The following is a 13,394-nucleotide window of genomic DNA, read 5'->3' on the forward strand; positions in this document are numbered from 1 at the left end:
GTAGGCAGGCCTCAGCCGGCGTGGGGTGACGACGACCGAGTGTTCACCGGCCGTTCATCGGTGGCGATCCAGCTGGCCAGCAGGCCGAGCGCGCGTTCGGTCTCGGACCCCGGTTCGGCGTGGTAGACGACCATGCCCTGGTCGGGATCCTGGGGCAGCCGCAGCGTCTCGTAGCGCAACCGCAGCTCGCCGACGACGGGGTTCAGCAGGACCTTCCACCCCTGCGCCTTCTCCCGCACGGCGTGCTCGGCCCACAGCTTCCGGAACTGTTCGCTGGCCAGCGAAAGCTCGCCGATCAGCTGGGCGAACCGCGGGTCGCCGGGGTGCCGGCCGCTCTCCGCGCGCAGGTTCGCGACGAGCTCGCGGCAGACGGCGTCGTACTCCGGGTGCAAGTCCTTCGCGCGCTCGTCGGTGAAGATGAGCTTCGGCATGTTGCGCTCTTCGAGGTCGGCGAAGGCGAACGCGACGGCGCCGCCGAGCGCGTTCCAGGCCAGCACGTCCATGTACCGCCCGAAGACGAACGCGGGCGCCTGGATGGCGTCGAGCAGCTGCTGCAGTTCGGGCCGGATCCGCTGCGGCGCCCGCTCGTCCCGGCGTTTCGGCGCGGCGAGGTTGCGCAGGTAGGCCTCTTCACCGGGGTTGAGCCGCAGCGCGCGGGCCAGCGCGTCGAGGACCGCGTCCGAGACGTTCTTCGCGCGGCCCTGCTCCAGCCGCGTGTAGTAGTCGACGCTGATCCCGGACAGCTGCGCCAGCTCCTCGCGGCGCAGGCCCTTCACCCGCCGCTGCGTGATCCCGGGCGGCAGGCCCAGGTCGGCGGGGTCCAGTGCGGCGCGGCGCGCCTTCAGGAAGGCGCCCAGCTCGGCTGCGTCACTCATGCCTCCAGTATCCCCGGCTCGCGGTTCCCCGCCTGGTACTGCCGGACCCAGGTTGACCGTGACCTGGTCCGGTGCTTTTCCCGCCAGCAGGGTGGAGCCCATGGAACGACGAATTCTGGGCGGCACGGGGATCTCGGTCAGCGAGTACGCGTTCGGCGCGATGATGCTCGGTCAGTGGGGCAACCCGGACCACGAAGAGGGTGTCCGGATGCTGCACACCGCGCTCGACGCGGGCGTCAACTTCTGGGACACCGCGGACATGTACAGCCACGGCGAGAACGAGCAGATCGTCGGCAAGGCGCTCAAGGGCCGCCGCGACGAGGTCGTGCTGGCCACCAAGGGCTTCTTCCAGATGGGTGCCGACCCCAACCAGGGCGGGCTGTCCCGGCGCTGGCTGACCCGGGCCCTGGACGACAGCCTGCGGCGGCTCGACACCGACTACATCGACCTCTACCAGGTCCACCGGCCCGACCCCACGACCGACATCGAGGAAACGCTTTCGGTGCTCACGGACTTCGTGCGGGCGGGCAAGGTGCGCGCGATCGGCTCGTCGGACTTCCCGGCCGAGCAGATCGTGGAAGCCCAGTGGGTGGCGGAAAAGCGCGGCCTGGCGCGGTTCCGCGCCGAGCAGCCGCCGTACTCGATCTTCAACCGCGCGATCGAGGCCGCCGTGCTGCCGACCGCGCAGAAGTACGGGATGGGCGTGCTCACCTGGAGCCCGCTCGCCAGTGGCTGGCTGTCCGGCCGGTACACCAAACCGTCCGATGTGGACCTTTCGGAGGGGCGCAAGACCCTGCAGGTGCACAAGTTCGACCCGGCGCTGCCGGAGAACGCCGTCAAGTTCGAAGCGATCGCGAAGCTGAAGAAGATCGCCGACGACCTGGGCCGGCCGATGACGCACCTCGCGACGGCGTTCGTCCGGGCGCACCCGGGCGTGACGTCGGCGATCATCGGCCCGCGCACGCCGGCGCAGCTCGACGACCTGCTGGCGGGCGCGGACCTGGTGCTCGACGACGACGTGCTGGACCGGATCGACGAGATCGTCCCGCCGGGCACGGACTTGAACTCGGCCGAGAAGGACTACACCCCGCCGGCGCTGGCGGACAAGCGCCTGCGCCGGCGGTAGCGGGTCACGCCCGAAGCGCCACTTTCCCTATGAAAGATGCGGCGCCTCACGGGAATTTCACTTGCCGCCGCGGGCCATGCGGAGGACGTCGAGCGCTTCGTCGAGCTGGGCTTCGGTCAGCTTGCCGTCCTTGACGTACCCGCGCTCGAGGACGACCTCGCGGATCGTCTTCAGCTCCTTCAGGGCCTGCTTCGCGACCGCGGCGGCTTCTTCGTAGCCGATGTACTTGTTCAGCGGTGTCACGATCGACGGCGAACCTTCGGCGTACTGGCGGGCGCGGTCCACGTTGGCTTTCACGCCGTCGAAGACCTTGTCCGCCAGCAGCCGCGAGACGGCCGCGAGCAGGCGCGCCGACTCGAGGACGTTCCGCGCGATCACCGGCAGGTTGACGTTCAGCTGGAAGTTGCCCGCGGCGCCCGCGAAAGCGACGGCCGCGTCGTTGCCGATCACCTGCGCGACGACCTGCAGCGTCGCCTCCGGGATCACCGGGTTCACCTTGCCCGGCATGATCGACGAGCCCGGCTGCAGGTCCGGCAGCGCCAGCTCGGCCAGCCCGGTGCGTGGGCCGGAACCCAGCCAGCGCAGGTCGTTCGCGATCTTGTTGAGCGACACGGCGATCGTGCGCAGGTGCCCGGACGTCTCGACGACGCTGTCCTGCGTGGCCTGCGCCTCGAAGTGGTCGCGGGCCTCGGTCAGCGGCAGCCCGGTCACCGTCGCGAGTTCCGCGGCGACGCTGGCCCCGAAGCCGTCCGGCGCGTTGAGGCCGGACCCGACGGCGGTGCCGCCGATCGGCAGCTCGCCCAGCCGCGGCAGGCCCGACTTCAGCCGCTCGACGCCGAAGCGGACCTGCGACGCCCACGCGCCGGCCTCCTGGCCGAGCGTGATGGGCACGGCGTCCATGAGGTGCGTGCGCCCGGACTTGACGACGTCGGCCCACTCGGCGGCGCGGACCTCGATGGCGCCGGCGAGGTACTCGAGCGCCGGGATGACGTCCTTGAGCACGGCTTCGGTCGCGGCGACGTGGATGGTGGTCGGGAAGGTGTCGTTCGACGACTGCGACGCGTTGACGTGGTCGTTCGGGTGCACGTCCTTCCCGAGTGCGCGGGAGGCGAGCGTCGCGATGACCTCGTTGGCGTTCATGTTCGACGACGTGCCCGAGCCGGTCTGGAAGACGTCGATCGGGAAGTGCGCGTCGTGCGCGCCCTCGGCGACCTCGTCGGCGGCGGCCGCGATGGCGTTCGCGACGTCGGCGTCGAGCACGCCGAGCTTGAGGTTCACGCGGGCGGCGGCGGCCTTGAGCAGGCCGAGCGCGCGGATCTGGGCGCGCTCCAGGCCCCGGCCGGAGATGGGGAAGTTCTCGACGGCCCGCTGGGTCTGCGCGCGGTAGAGCGCGTCGGCAGGCACGCGGACCTCGCCCATGGTGTCGTGTTCGATCCGGTATTCCTGGTCAGCCATGACACCGATTCTGGACCTGTTCGCGAGTCACCGCGTGGTGGCGTTGCGCACCCTGCGCCGCTCGCCGACCGTCGCCGTCACAGCGACCGAGACGAGGAGGCCGCCCACGCCCAGCCACGCGAGCTGGGTGGCGACGAGCCCGCCGGGATCTTCGACGACCGGCACCCTGCTGCCGATTTTCAGCCCGGTGCCGACGCCCGGGTCGAGTGAGCCGGTGCTGCCGTGCGGGTTCCGCAGGTCGTACGTGTAGTCGAGGCCGGCCTTGAGGTGGTGCGGGACCTCCGCCGCCACCACGCGGCGTACGCCGGCAGCAAGCCGAGCAGCACGAGCAGCGCGCCCGTCCGGGCCAGCCAGCGGCCGAACACCAGCAGGAGCACGAAGGACACGGCCACGAAGAACACGAGACCTTCCGCTTCGGCCGACGGCAGCGCGAGCCGGACGGCCAGCGCGAACCAGCCGAGGAGCACGACGGCGGCGGCCGTCGCGCTCAGCAGCGTTCGCCGCACGCCCCACGGCGGGCGCCGGTCGTCGGGGCGGCGGTGTCGCACGTCGTCGAGTGAACTCCGATCCGGCTAGGATCGACTGTGTTCTCGATCACCGCCATCCACCACTGGCTGGAGCGAGCATGACTGAAGTCCCTGGGGATTCGTACGACCTCGTGATCATCGGCGCGGGCCCGACCGGCCTGTTCGCCGCCTACTACGCCGGGTTCCGCGGCCTCTCGATGGCGGTGGTCGATTCGCTGCCCGAGCCCGGCGGCCAGGTCACCGCGATGTACCCCGAGAAGATGATCTACGACGTCGGCGGGTTCGCCGAGGTCCGCGGGCGCGACCTCGTCGACGGGCTGGTCAAGCAGGCCGCGCCGTGGAAGCCGAAGTACCTCCTCGGGCGCAAGGCCGAGAAGCTGGAGACGGTCGGCGACGGCGTCGAGCTGACCTTGGACGGCGGCGAAACCCTGCGCGCGGGCGCCGTGCTGATCACCGCGGGCATCGGCGAGTTCACCCCGCGGCCGCTGCCCGCCGGCGACGGCTGGCTCGGGCGCGGCATGGTCCACTTCGTCCCGTCGCTGCAGGCGCACGCCGGGCAGCACGTCGTGGTCGTCGGCGGCGGGGACTCGGCGTTCGACTGGATCCTCGCGCTGCACCCGGTTGCCGCGAGCGTCACCCTCGTGCACCGCCGCGCCAAGTTCCGCGCCGCCGAGTCCATCGTCCGGCAGGCGCGCGAGCTCGGGACCCGGATCATCACCGACGCCGAGGTCACGCGGTTCGTCGAAGCTCCCGATGGGACGCTCGAAGCGGTCGACGTCTCGATCAAGGGCGCGGAAGACGAGCGGCTGCCGGCCAACGCCGTCGTCGCGGCGCTCGGGTTCACCGCCGACCTCGGGCCGATCGAGAGCTGGGGGCTGGAGATCGACCACCGCGCCATCGCCGTCGACTCGACCATGGCGACCGCGCGCGAACGCGTCTACGCCGCCGGCGACGTCGCCGCGTACCCCGGGAAGGTCAAGCTGATCGCGACCGGTTTCGGCGAGGCCGCGACGGCCGTCAACAACATCGCCGTCGCGCTCGACCCGGACGCCCACCTGTTCCCCGGGCATTCGAGCAACGCCGAGTAGGTCAGGCCTTCGTCTTCTCCGCGATCCACGGCGCGTAGGCGACCGCGGACGTGTAGATCGACGGCGCCGTCGCGCATTCCGGGCTGTCGTTGCCCGGCCGGCTGGTGACACCGGCGAGCGACCAGTGGTCGCCGTCGCGGACGATTTCTGGGCCGCCGGAATCGCCGAAGCACGCCCCGGACTTGCCACCCGGGTTGTCCGTGCACAGCTCGGCCGTGCCGTCGAACACCGACGTGCACTTCGCGCCTTCGACGATGTGCGTGTCGAGCTGCTGCAGCGTCTTCGGGATCTGGCCGCAGTTCGGCTTCGGGCACGTCTGGCCCCAGCCGAGGATGCGGGTCGCCGTGCCGGGCGCCGCCGCCGTCGCCAGCCCGATCGGCGCCGCCTTCACCGGCGCCGCCAGCCGCAGCAGCGCGATGTCGCCCGCCGGGCTCTGGGTGTCGAAGGCCGGGTTCACGACGATGCCGGCGAGCTTGGCGACCTCGCCGCCGTCACCGGAGTCGTTCGTGCCGGCCCGCACCGACACCGCGGACGGGGACTTGTCGAACGCGCAGTGCGCGGCGGTGACCACCCAGGTGGGGGCGATCAGCGCGCCGGCGCAGAACAGCTTCCCCGTCGAGGAGTGCAGCGACACCGCGAACGGGTACGGCTGGTCGGCGTCGCCGCCCCCGACGATGGCGGGGTCGGCCGACGCGGTGGCGGGGACCAGGGCGAACACCAGAACCAGCAGGACCAGCAGTCGCCTGGGCACGGATCTCCTTACGGCAGCGGGGGCACGACGTCGTCGTCGGGCGCGTCCAGGTGGCCGTCGAAGTTGACCGAGGAGTACGCCCGCAGCTTGGTCAGCCGGTGGTAACCGTCGATCATTCTGACGGTCCCGGACTTGGACCGCATCACGATGGACTGCGTCGTCGCCCCGCCCTCGCGGTAGTGGACGCCGCGCAGCAGGTCGCCGTCGGTGACGCCGGTGGCGCAGAAGAAGACGTTGTCGCCGCGCACGAGGTCGTCGTTCAGCAGCACGCGGTCCAGGTCGTGACCGGCGGCGATGGCCTTCTCGCGCTCGGCGTCGTCCTTCGGCCACAGCCGGCCCTGCAGCTCGCCGCCGAGGCACTTCATGGCGCAGGCCGCGATGATGCCCTCGGGGGTGCCGCCGATGCCGATCAGCATGTCGACGCCGGTGGTCGGGCGGGCCGCGGCGATCGCGCCCGCGACGTCGCCGTCGGAGATGAAGCGGATCCGCGCGCCTGCCTCGCGGACCTCCTTGATGATCTGCTCGTGGCGCGGGCGGTCCAGGATGCACACGGTGACGTCGCCGACGCTGCTGTTCTTCGCCTTGGCGACGCGGCGGATGTTCTCCGCGATCGGCGCGCCCAGCTCGACCTTGCCCGCCGCCTCCGGCCCGACGGCCAGCTTCTCCATGTAGAACACCGCGGACGGGTCGAACATCGCGCCGCGCTCGGCGACCGCGAGGACCGCGAGCGCGTTCGGCATGCCCTTGGCCATCAGCGTGGTGCCGTCGACCGGGTCCACCGCGACGTCGCAGGCCGGCCCGTCGCCGTTGCCGACCTCTTCGCCGTTGAACAGCATCGGGGCTTCGTCCTTCTCGCCCTCGCCGATCACCACGACGCCGCGCATCGACACGGTCGACACCAGTTGGCGCATCGCGTCGACGGCCGCGCCGTCCCCGCCGATCTTGTCGCCGCGGCCGACCCAGCGACCGGCGGCCATGGCGGCGGCTTCGGTCACCCGGACCAGCTCCATCGCGAGGTTGCGGTCGGGTGCTTCACGACGACGCGGCTCGGTGGACATCAGGCCTCCCGGATCGTGGAACTGGCGGGTCAACAGTCTGTCAGATCCCTGTCCGGTTTCCCGATGCCGAAGACATGGCAAACGTCACTGACTGTCGCCGGTCTCGTCCTCCACGGACGCCAGAGCAGCCTCGATGCGCTCACGCGCGCCTTCGAGATGGCGCTCACAGACCTTCGCGAGCTTCTCGCCCTTCTCCCACAACGCGAGCGACTGCTCGAGGGACAGGCCACCGGCTTCGAGCTCGCGGACGACCTCGACGAGGCGGTCGCGGGCCTGCTCGTAGCCGAGTTCCTCGCTGGCTGCTTCACTCACGCTCGGTGCTCTCCGACCTTCCGGGCTTCCACGCTGTTCGCGCACACTACCGCGCTGGCCATGGCGTGGTCGTACCCGACGAAGGCGAGGGCGAACTCCTGGCCGTCACCGTCCGCGATCGCCTCTTCGAGGTTCTCCTGCGCCCCGGCCACCCGCCGCCGGTGCCCGGCCCCCTCGGCGAACCACCAGCGCGAGCCGACCTGCATCGACGTCGCTTCGGACAGCCGGCGCAGCTGCGGGCCCAGGTCGCGGCGGCCGGCGCTGTGGCAGCCGGCGAGCAGCGCCGTCCAGCACTCGGCGGCGGCCTGGTCGGTGCGCACCGCCTGGTCCAGCAGCGGCCGCGCGCCCAGGCGCCGCGCCGCGTCCACCGTGAGCGGGAGGAACGTCGCTCTCACTCCTGTGCCCCTTCCGCCACCGCGCCGATCGCACCGTCGCCCACGCGCACGCGTAGCTGGGCGCCGGTCTCGACCTCGGAGACGGAGCGGAGTACCTGGAGGTTGCCTTCGGCGTCGACGAACTGCACGACCGCGTACCCGCGGGCCAGCGTCGCGGCCGGGCCGAGCGCGGTGAGCCGGGCCCGCGCGCTCGCGATCTCGGCCTGGTCCTTGGCGAGCAGGGTCAGCATGGCGCGGCGCGCGCGTTCGCGGTGGACCTCGACGTCGTCCTGGCGCCGCTGCACCGGGCCGAGCGGATCGGCCAGCGACGGGCGGCTGCGGATCTGGTTCAGCAGCCGCGTCTGTGTGTCGACCCAGCCGTGCAGCGCGCGGCGGCCGCGGTCGCGCATCTGCCGGACGCGTTCGGTCTCCTCGCGCAGGTCCGGCACGATCCGCTTGCCGGCGTCGGTCGGCGTGGAACACCGCAGGTCGGCGACGTAGTCGAGCAGCGGGGTGTCCGGTTCGTGCCCGATGGCGCTGACCACCGGCGTGCCCGCGGCCGACACCGCGCGGCAGAGCGCCTCGTCGGAGAAGGGCAGCAGGTCCTCGACGCTGCCGCCGCCACGGGCGATGACGATGACGTCGATGTCGGGGTCGGCGTCGAAGATCCGCAGCGCGCGCATGACCTGAGGCACCGCCTGCGAGCCCTGCACGGCCGTGTTGAGCACCTTGATCCGGACGTGCGGCCACCGCCCCTGCGCGTTGGCCAGGACGTCCCGCTCGGCCGCCGACGCGCGGCCGGTGATCAGCCCGACGCCCTTCGGCAGGAACGGGATCGGCCGCTTGCGCTGGGCCGAGAAGAGGCCTTCGGCGGTCAGGAGCTTCTTGAGGCGCTCGATCCGGGCCAGCAGCTCACCGATGCCGACCGCGCGGATCTGGTCGGCGCGCAGGCTGATGGTGCCGCGGCCGAAGAAGAACGACGGCTTCGCGTGCACCACCACGCTCGCGCCTTCGCGCAGCGGCGGCTCCATCTCGCGGATCAGCCAGTTCGGGCAGGTCACCGACATCGAGACGTCCGCCGACGGGTCGCGCAGGGTCAGGAACGCCGTCTGCGTGTTCGGGCGAGAGCTGACCTGTGTGACCTGGCCTTCGACCCAGACGGCGCCGAGGCGGTGGATCCAGTCGCCGATCTTGCGGGCGACCGTGCGCACCGGCCACGGCTTCTCGGCGGTGCTCGCTTCGGTTTCGGTCACTGGCCTTCCGCGCCGTCGCCGGGTTCTTCGGGCGCCTCGGCCCCGGCTCGCTCGGCCTTGCGCGCGTTGGCGATCCGCCGCGACAGCATCCCGGTGAACGACGAGCGGTCGGCGTGCGCGCGCTCGTACTCCAGGATCGTTTCGAGCTGCGGGATCGAGAGCTGGCGCAACCGGGCGCGCAGCTGCGGGAGGGTGAGCTGGTCGTAGCCGGTCAGCCCGGCCGGCCCGTCGTACCCGCCGGCGCTGGTCCGTGGGACCTCGCCCTTGGCCTTCTTGTCGATCTTGGGCGTGCCCGGCTGCGGCTTGTTGTCCTCCGAGGCGTCGTTTTCGCCGTCGGCGTGGTCCTGGGCGAGCGCGCGCTCCTCGTCAGCCCACGGATCACCCAGTTCCGCTTCGAGGTCGGAAAGTGACCCAGGGTGACCGTTCAGTTCCGAACGGGGTTCCGGCACGTCGGCGACCGGCGTCAGGTTCGGCCGCTGGGGCGTGACGTCGAGGTCCTCGTCGAAGGTCGCCCAGCTCGGCGTGTCCTCGACCGGGCGGAGGCTCGAGAGCGCGTTGTCGCCCTTGATCGCCAGCTCGGTGACGTGCTGCTGCACGCGCATGGAGGCCTGCAGCACCTGGCTGACCACGGTCACCGGGAGGCCGGCGAGCTGGCGGGGGAGGTCACGAACCCGCTCGGCGGTGGAGACGGCGAGGCCCGCGGCGACCCGGAGGGGGAGCGGGAATGGCTTCATACGTCTAGCCTGCCGCATGTCCGCCATCCTGCCCAACCGGACGGGTGGAACCGGCCGCGTTGCGTGACCCCGCGCACACCGCGGAAGGGGGACGAAGCTCACCCGAAAGGGACTTCGAGTTCGGCTCCGGCCTGCCCGTACCCTGGGTGCCATGAGTTCAGCGAGTCCCGGAATCGAGCCCGCGGGTACCCCGACGATCACCGGAACCGCCTCCGGCAAGCGGGTGCTGCTCGCCAAACCGCGTGGTTACTGCGCCGGCGTGGACCGGGCGGTGATCGCCGTCGAGAAGGCCCTCGAGGTCTACGGCGCCCCGGTGTACGTCCGCAAGGAGATCGTGCACAACAAGCACGTGGTCGAGACGCTGCGCGAGCGCGGCGCGATCTTCGTCGAAGAGACTTCCGAGGTGCCCGAGGGGGCGCTCGTGGTGTTCTCCGCCCACGGCGTTTCGCCGATGGTGCACCAGGAGGCCGCGGACCGGAACCTGCGCACGATCGACGCGACCTGCCCCCTGGTGACGAAGGTGCACAAGGAGGTCAACCGGTTCGCGAAGGACGACTACGACATCCTGCTGATCGGCCACGAGGGCCACGAAGAGGTCGAGGGCACGGCCGGCGAGGCGCCCGACAAGGTCCAGCTGGTCGACAAGGCCGAGGACGTCGACAAGGTCGAGGTGCGCGACCCGTCGAAGGTGATCTGGCTGTCCCAGACGACGCTGTCGGTCGACGAGACGATGGAGCGCGTAGACCAGCTCCGCGAGCGCTTCCCGGGTCTGGCGGACCCGCCGAGCGACGACATTTGCTACGCGACGACGAACCGCCAGGTCGCGGTCAAGGCCATGGCCGCCGAGTGCGACCTGGTGCTGGTGGTCGGGTCGACGAACTCGTCCAACTCGAAGCGCCTGGTCGAGGTGGCGTTGAAGGCCGGGGCTCGGGCGTCGTACCTGGTCGACTTCGCGCACGAGGTCGACGAGGCGTGGCTGTCCGGGGTGACGACGGTGGGCGTGACGTCCGGGGCGTCGGTGCCGGACGAGCTGGTCATGCAGCTGCTGGAGTGGCTGGCCGAGCGCGGCTACGGCGACGTCAACGAGGTGACGACGGCGAACGAGAAGATCACCTTCGCGCCGCCCAAGGAACTGCGCAAGGTCTGAGTTTTTTAGACGAAACGGCGGTTGCCTCCCGAAGGGGGCAACCGCCGTTTGCGCTGTTCAGCGCTCTTCGTCGTCCCAGGGACGGTTCCGCCGCGGCGGCGCACCCCGCCCCCCGGCCGGCCGGCGAGGCGGCGGAGCGTCACGACCATCTTCGGCGGGCGGCCGCGGACGGCGCCGCGGAGCATCACCGCGAGGCTCCCGACGGCGCGGGTCGGCGTCTTCGGGCCGCGGACGCCGGTTGGCCGGCGGCGGCTTCCGCGTCCCCCGGGTGCCGGGGTCGCGCTCGGCGGGCGGGCGCGGCGCACGGCGTTCACCCTCCGCGGGCGGCCTCGGCCGCCGCGGCGGTTCGCCGTCCCGGCCACGCCGAGGCGGCACAGGCGTCTGCCCGGTCCGGTTCGCCGGCCGCGGCCTGCTCGGACGGGCCTGCTCGTCGTCCTCGTCGGATCGCCGGTCGGCCTTGCCCTTCTTCGGGGCGTCCGGATCGCGCTCGCGGAAGATGCGGACGAAGCCGATCAGCAGCGTGATGCCGGTGGTGATGGCCATCATGGGGAAGCTGTTGATCAGCGGGCTGCCGATGTTCAGCGCCTTCGACAGCAGGTCGTCGCCCTGCGACCCCGAGGTCAGCAGGATCACGCCGGGCACGATGACGGCCAGCACGAGCGGCGGCATCACCATCGGCCCGAACAGCCCCCGCCGCCGCACCGCGCAGACCGCGATCACGGCCCCGGCGATGTAGCAGACGATGAAGACCACCGGGATGTTCGCCTGGGTCGGCTTGCCGAGGAGGGCGCCCACGACCGCCAGGCCGAGGCCGACCAGGACCGCCGCCCACCAGGGCAGTCCGCGCCTCGAACCGACGACAGGACGCTCATCCCACGGCACGGGGACGTCGTCGGCATCTGGATCGCTCTGGCGATCGCGAATCGCGGTCACAGGGCAACACCGTATCTCGTGGTTGTGAAGATCTTGCCAGCACCGCCGCCGACGTGGGCCTACAGCCACTCGAGGGCATGACGGTGACGGTGGGGACGACCTTCGCCACGAGTGCTTGGGCGACCGGCCGCGGAGGCGTGTGGTCCGGTTTCGAGCGGCGTACGTCGGGCTCGCGTGGGCACCGATCGTGCCTGGTCGAGCGGCGGCCGAGCAGGTTCGACGCTCCTCGTGGCCCCGGCGCGCAGGCCGACTGGTCCGGGTGCCGCGTTGCCCGGCCCGGACGGGCCCGCGGTGCTGCTCGCCGTGCCGCTCAGTTGCCGCAGTGCGTCGGCCGACCGGTTTGGACGCGGAGCTGCCGGATCGACCGGGCCCGCTCTGCCGCTCGCCGTGCGCTGGGTGGCCGCAGTACTCCAGCCGGCCGGCCTGGTGCCGACTTGCCGGGCTGAAGGGCTCGCGGTGCGCCTGGGTGACCGCGGGTTCGCCGGTCGGTGGCGGCTCGTGCCGCCGACCGTCGGCGCGGGGCCGTCAGGCCGCCGACCGTGGCCGCGAGGTCGCCGATGGCCCGCACAACCGGTGGCCGCAGGGCCGCCCAACCGAGGCAGCTGCCGATCGCCACCGGTCAGCAGCCGTCCGAAGTCCATGCCGCCGCCCAGCCGGGTACCGCCCCGGCCGCGTCGCGAGATCTCTCAACTGGCCGCCAGTTCATCCCCCTTCCGCACCGTCGGCACCGGCGCCGGACTCCCCGACGCCTCCGACAGCGGCGCCACCGTCGCCCGGAACGTCTCCAGCGCCTCCAGCTCCCGCCGCCGGGCCGACAGGAACCGCTGCAGGTGCGTGCTCGACAGGTTCAGCGCCTCCACCGCCCCGCCCGCCGCGCGGTGGGCGGCCGCCGCGCCCGTCCGGACCTGCTCGACGTCCGCTTCCAAGGTCCGGTCGCTCGCCGCGAACAGGGCAGCCGAGGCCAGGACGCCGAAGCCCGTCGGGCCGCACAGGAACACCCGGCGGTCGATCAGCCAGCGCAGCAGCTCCGGGTCGGTGTCCATCGCCGCGACCACCGCCGCGTCGGAAGGGACGAACATGATCGTGCCGTAGATCGCGTCGGCCCAGCGCTGATAACCCTTGCCCGCCAGCTCGGCCGCCCGGGAGCGGATCTGGCGGACGTGCGCGCGCAACGCGTCGATCCGCTCGTCCGGGTCGTCGGTCTCCACCGCCTCCGACCACGTTGCCATGCTCGCCTTCGCGTCGACCGGCACCGTGCGGCCGCCGCCCACGCGCAGCACCATGTCCGGTTTCGCCGCGCCGCCGCCCGCGAGGTCCGTCTGCAGGGTGAAGTGGAGGTCTTCGCGCAGCCCGAGCGCGCGGGCCGTCTCGACCAGGACCTGCTCGCCCAGCTCGCCGCGCCCGCTGATCGACGCGAACGCCACCTCGTAGCGCCGCAGCGCGAGCTGCTGCTGATCCGCCTTCGCGCGCTCGGCCGCCACCAGCCGGGCCGCCGCGTCCGCCCGGCGCATCCCGTCGTTGTACAGCCGCCACAGCACCGCGACGGCGACGAGCAGCAGGACCGCCAGCACGATCGCCGCGGTGGTCAGCACTGTCGCCACTTCGTCTCCTCCCTCCGGCCGGAATCGGACCGCGGGGACATCATGGCGGACCCCACCGACAAAAACCGCACCCGAACCGTCGCTCTGGGTAGCTGACCTGCGAACACATCGATTCCACGCAGGGCGTGTCCGATCCGGCACGCTCGTGTTAGTACACACG

General features: G+C 71.8%; 15 protein-coding genes. 3 read left to right on the forward strand and 12 right to left on the reverse strand.

The genetic code is table 11. From position 1 onward, the window contains the following. Positions 1-11 precede the first annotated feature (11 nt). Complete coding sequence (locus H4696_RS40625; protein ID WP_086857416.1) at positions 12-875, reverse strand: helix-turn-helix domain-containing protein; 864 nt, start codon at positions 873-875, stop codon at positions 12-14. 100 nt (positions 876-975) lie between these two features. On the opposite strand from H4696_RS40625, the gene H4696_RS40630 reads away from it, so the two are divergent. After that, positions 976-2,001: an aldo/keto reductase gene (locus H4696_RS40630; protein ID WP_086857415.1), complete on the forward strand. Its 1,026-nt coding sequence runs from the start codon at positions 976-978 to the stop codon at positions 1,999-2,001. A gap of 57 nt (positions 2,002-2,058) precedes the next feature. Here the strand turns inward: H4696_RS40630 and H4696_RS40635 are convergent, their stop codons facing one another. The 3 genes from H4696_RS40635 to H4696_RS40645 are packed head-to-tail and all read right to left on the reverse strand — an operon-like array spanning position 2,059 to position 4,004. Beyond that, a complete protein-coding gene (locus H4696_RS40635; protein ID WP_086857414.1) occupies positions 2,059-3,456 on the reverse strand; it encodes a class II fumarate hydratase in 1,398 nt (465 codons plus the stop codon). A 27-nt stretch (positions 3,457-3,483) separates the two neighbouring features. Next, the gene (locus H4696_RS40640; protein ID WP_158104271.1) at positions 3,484-3,621 is read right to left on the reverse strand and encodes a hypothetical protein; all 138 of its coding nucleotides are present in this window, start codon (positions 3,619-3,621) and stop codon (positions 3,484-3,486) included. A gap of 14 nt (positions 3,622-3,635) precedes the next feature. Continuing rightward, on the reverse strand, positions 3,636-4,004 hold the full coding sequence (locus H4696_RS40645; RefSeq protein WP_143264974.1) for a hypothetical protein: 369 nt from the start codon (positions 4,002-4,004) through the stop codon (positions 3,636-3,638). Between the two features lie 77 nt (positions 4,005-4,081). On the opposite strand from H4696_RS40645, the gene H4696_RS40650 reads away from it, so the two are divergent. Beyond that, positions 4,082-5,071 (forward strand): NAD(P)/FAD-dependent oxidoreductase, encoded by a 990-nt coding sequence (locus H4696_RS40650; protein WP_169734876.1) that lies wholly within the window; start codon positions 4,082-4,084, stop codon positions 5,069-5,071. A 1-nt stretch (position 5,072) separates the two neighbouring features. Here H4696_RS40650 and H4696_RS40655 read toward each other — a convergent pair whose 3' ends face one another. The 6 genes from H4696_RS40655 to H4696_RS40680 form a co-directional block, all read right to left on the reverse strand. Continuing rightward, the gene (locus H4696_RS40655) at positions 5,073-5,822 is read right to left on the reverse strand and encodes a S1 family peptidase (RefSeq protein ID WP_169734875.1); all 750 of its coding nucleotides are present in this window, start codon (positions 5,820-5,822) and stop codon (positions 5,073-5,075) included. Between the two features lie 8 nt (positions 5,823-5,830). Then, positions 5,831-6,880, reverse strand: coding sequence for a class II fructose-bisphosphatase (glpX, locus tag H4696_RS40660; protein ID WP_169734874.1), 1,050 nt, complete (start codon positions 6,878-6,880; stop codon positions 5,831-5,833). 84 nt (positions 6,881-6,964) lie between these two features. Beyond that, a complete protein-coding gene (locus H4696_RS40665) occupies positions 6,965-7,192 on the reverse strand; it encodes an exodeoxyribonuclease VII small subunit (protein ID WP_086857412.1) in 228 nt (75 codons plus the stop codon). Next, positions 7,189-7,587: a hypothetical protein gene (locus tag H4696_RS40670; protein ID WP_086857411.1), complete on the reverse strand. Its 399-nt coding sequence runs from the start codon at positions 7,585-7,587 to the stop codon at positions 7,189-7,191. Before H4696_RS40670 ends, H4696_RS40665 begins: the two co-directional genes overlap by 4 nt. Further along, positions 7,584-8,819, reverse strand: a complete 1,236-nt coding sequence (gene xseA / locus H4696_RS40675) for an exodeoxyribonuclease VII large subunit (RefSeq protein WP_086857410.1) — start codon at positions 8,817-8,819, stop codon at positions 7,584-7,586. The genes H4696_RS40670 and xseA overlap by 4 nt, the downstream gene beginning before the upstream one ends. Next, the gene (locus H4696_RS40680; protein WP_086857409.1) at positions 8,816-9,553 is read right to left on the reverse strand and encodes a lipid droplet-associated protein; all 738 of its coding nucleotides are present in this window, start codon (positions 9,551-9,553) and stop codon (positions 8,816-8,818) included. Before H4696_RS40680 ends, xseA begins: the two co-directional genes overlap by 4 nt. A gap of 151 nt (positions 9,554-9,704) precedes the next feature. On the opposite strand from H4696_RS40680, the gene H4696_RS40685 reads away from it, so the two are divergent. Continuing rightward, entirely contained in the window at positions 9,705-10,700 is a 996-nt protein-coding gene (locus H4696_RS40685) for a 4-hydroxy-3-methylbut-2-enyl diphosphate reductase (RefSeq protein WP_169734873.1), read from the forward strand. Between the two features lie 57 nt (positions 10,701-10,757). On the opposite strand, the gene H4696_RS40690 is transcribed toward H4696_RS40685, so the two are convergent. Both H4696_RS40690 and H4696_RS40695 read right to left on the reverse strand, forming a co-directional pair. Continuing rightward, a complete protein-coding gene (locus tag H4696_RS40690; RefSeq protein WP_169734872.1) occupies positions 10,758-11,633 on the reverse strand; it encodes a DUF6542 domain-containing protein in 876 nt (291 codons plus the stop codon). 686 nt (positions 11,634-12,319) lie between these two features. Continuing rightward, entirely contained in the window at positions 12,320-13,234 is a 915-nt protein-coding gene (locus tag H4696_RS40695) for a DNA recombination protein RmuC (protein WP_086857408.1), read from the reverse strand. Positions 13,235-13,394 lie beyond the last annotated feature (160 nt).

Source organism: Amycolatopsis lexingtonensis, from assembly GCF_014873755.1.
Lineage (GTDB): Bacteria > Actinomycetota > Actinomycetes > Mycobacteriales > Pseudonocardiaceae > Amycolatopsis > Amycolatopsis lexingtonensis.

Bases quoted from the DNA above. Each gene is read 5' to 3' on its own strand.
- H4696_RS40630 (WP_086857415.1), top strand. From the start codon at position 976: ATGGAACGACGAATTCTGGGCGGCACGGGGATCTCGGTCAGCGAGTAC.
- H4696_RS40635 (WP_086857414.1), bottom strand. From the start codon at position 3,456: ATGGCTGACCAGGAATACCGGATCGAACACGACACCATGGGCGAGGTC.
- H4696_RS40685 (WP_169734873.1), top strand. From the start codon at position 9,705: ATGAGTTCAGCGAGTCCCGGAATCGAGCCCGCGGGTACCCCGACGATC.
- H4696_RS40650 (WP_169734876.1), top strand. From the start codon at position 4,082: ATGACTGAAGTCCCTGGGGATTCGTACGACCTCGTGATCATCGGCGCG.
- H4696_RS40625 (WP_086857416.1), bottom strand. From the start codon at position 875: ATGAGTGACGCAGCCGAGCTGGGCGCCTTCCTGAAGGCGCGCCGCGCC.
- H4696_RS40680 (WP_086857409.1), bottom strand. From the start codon at position 9,553: ATGAAGCCATTCCCGCTCCCCCTCCGGGTCGCCGCGGGCCTCGCCGTC.
- glpX (WP_169734874.1), bottom strand. From the start codon at position 6,880: ATGTCCACCGAGCCGCGTCGTCGTGAAGCACCCGACCGCAACCTCGCG.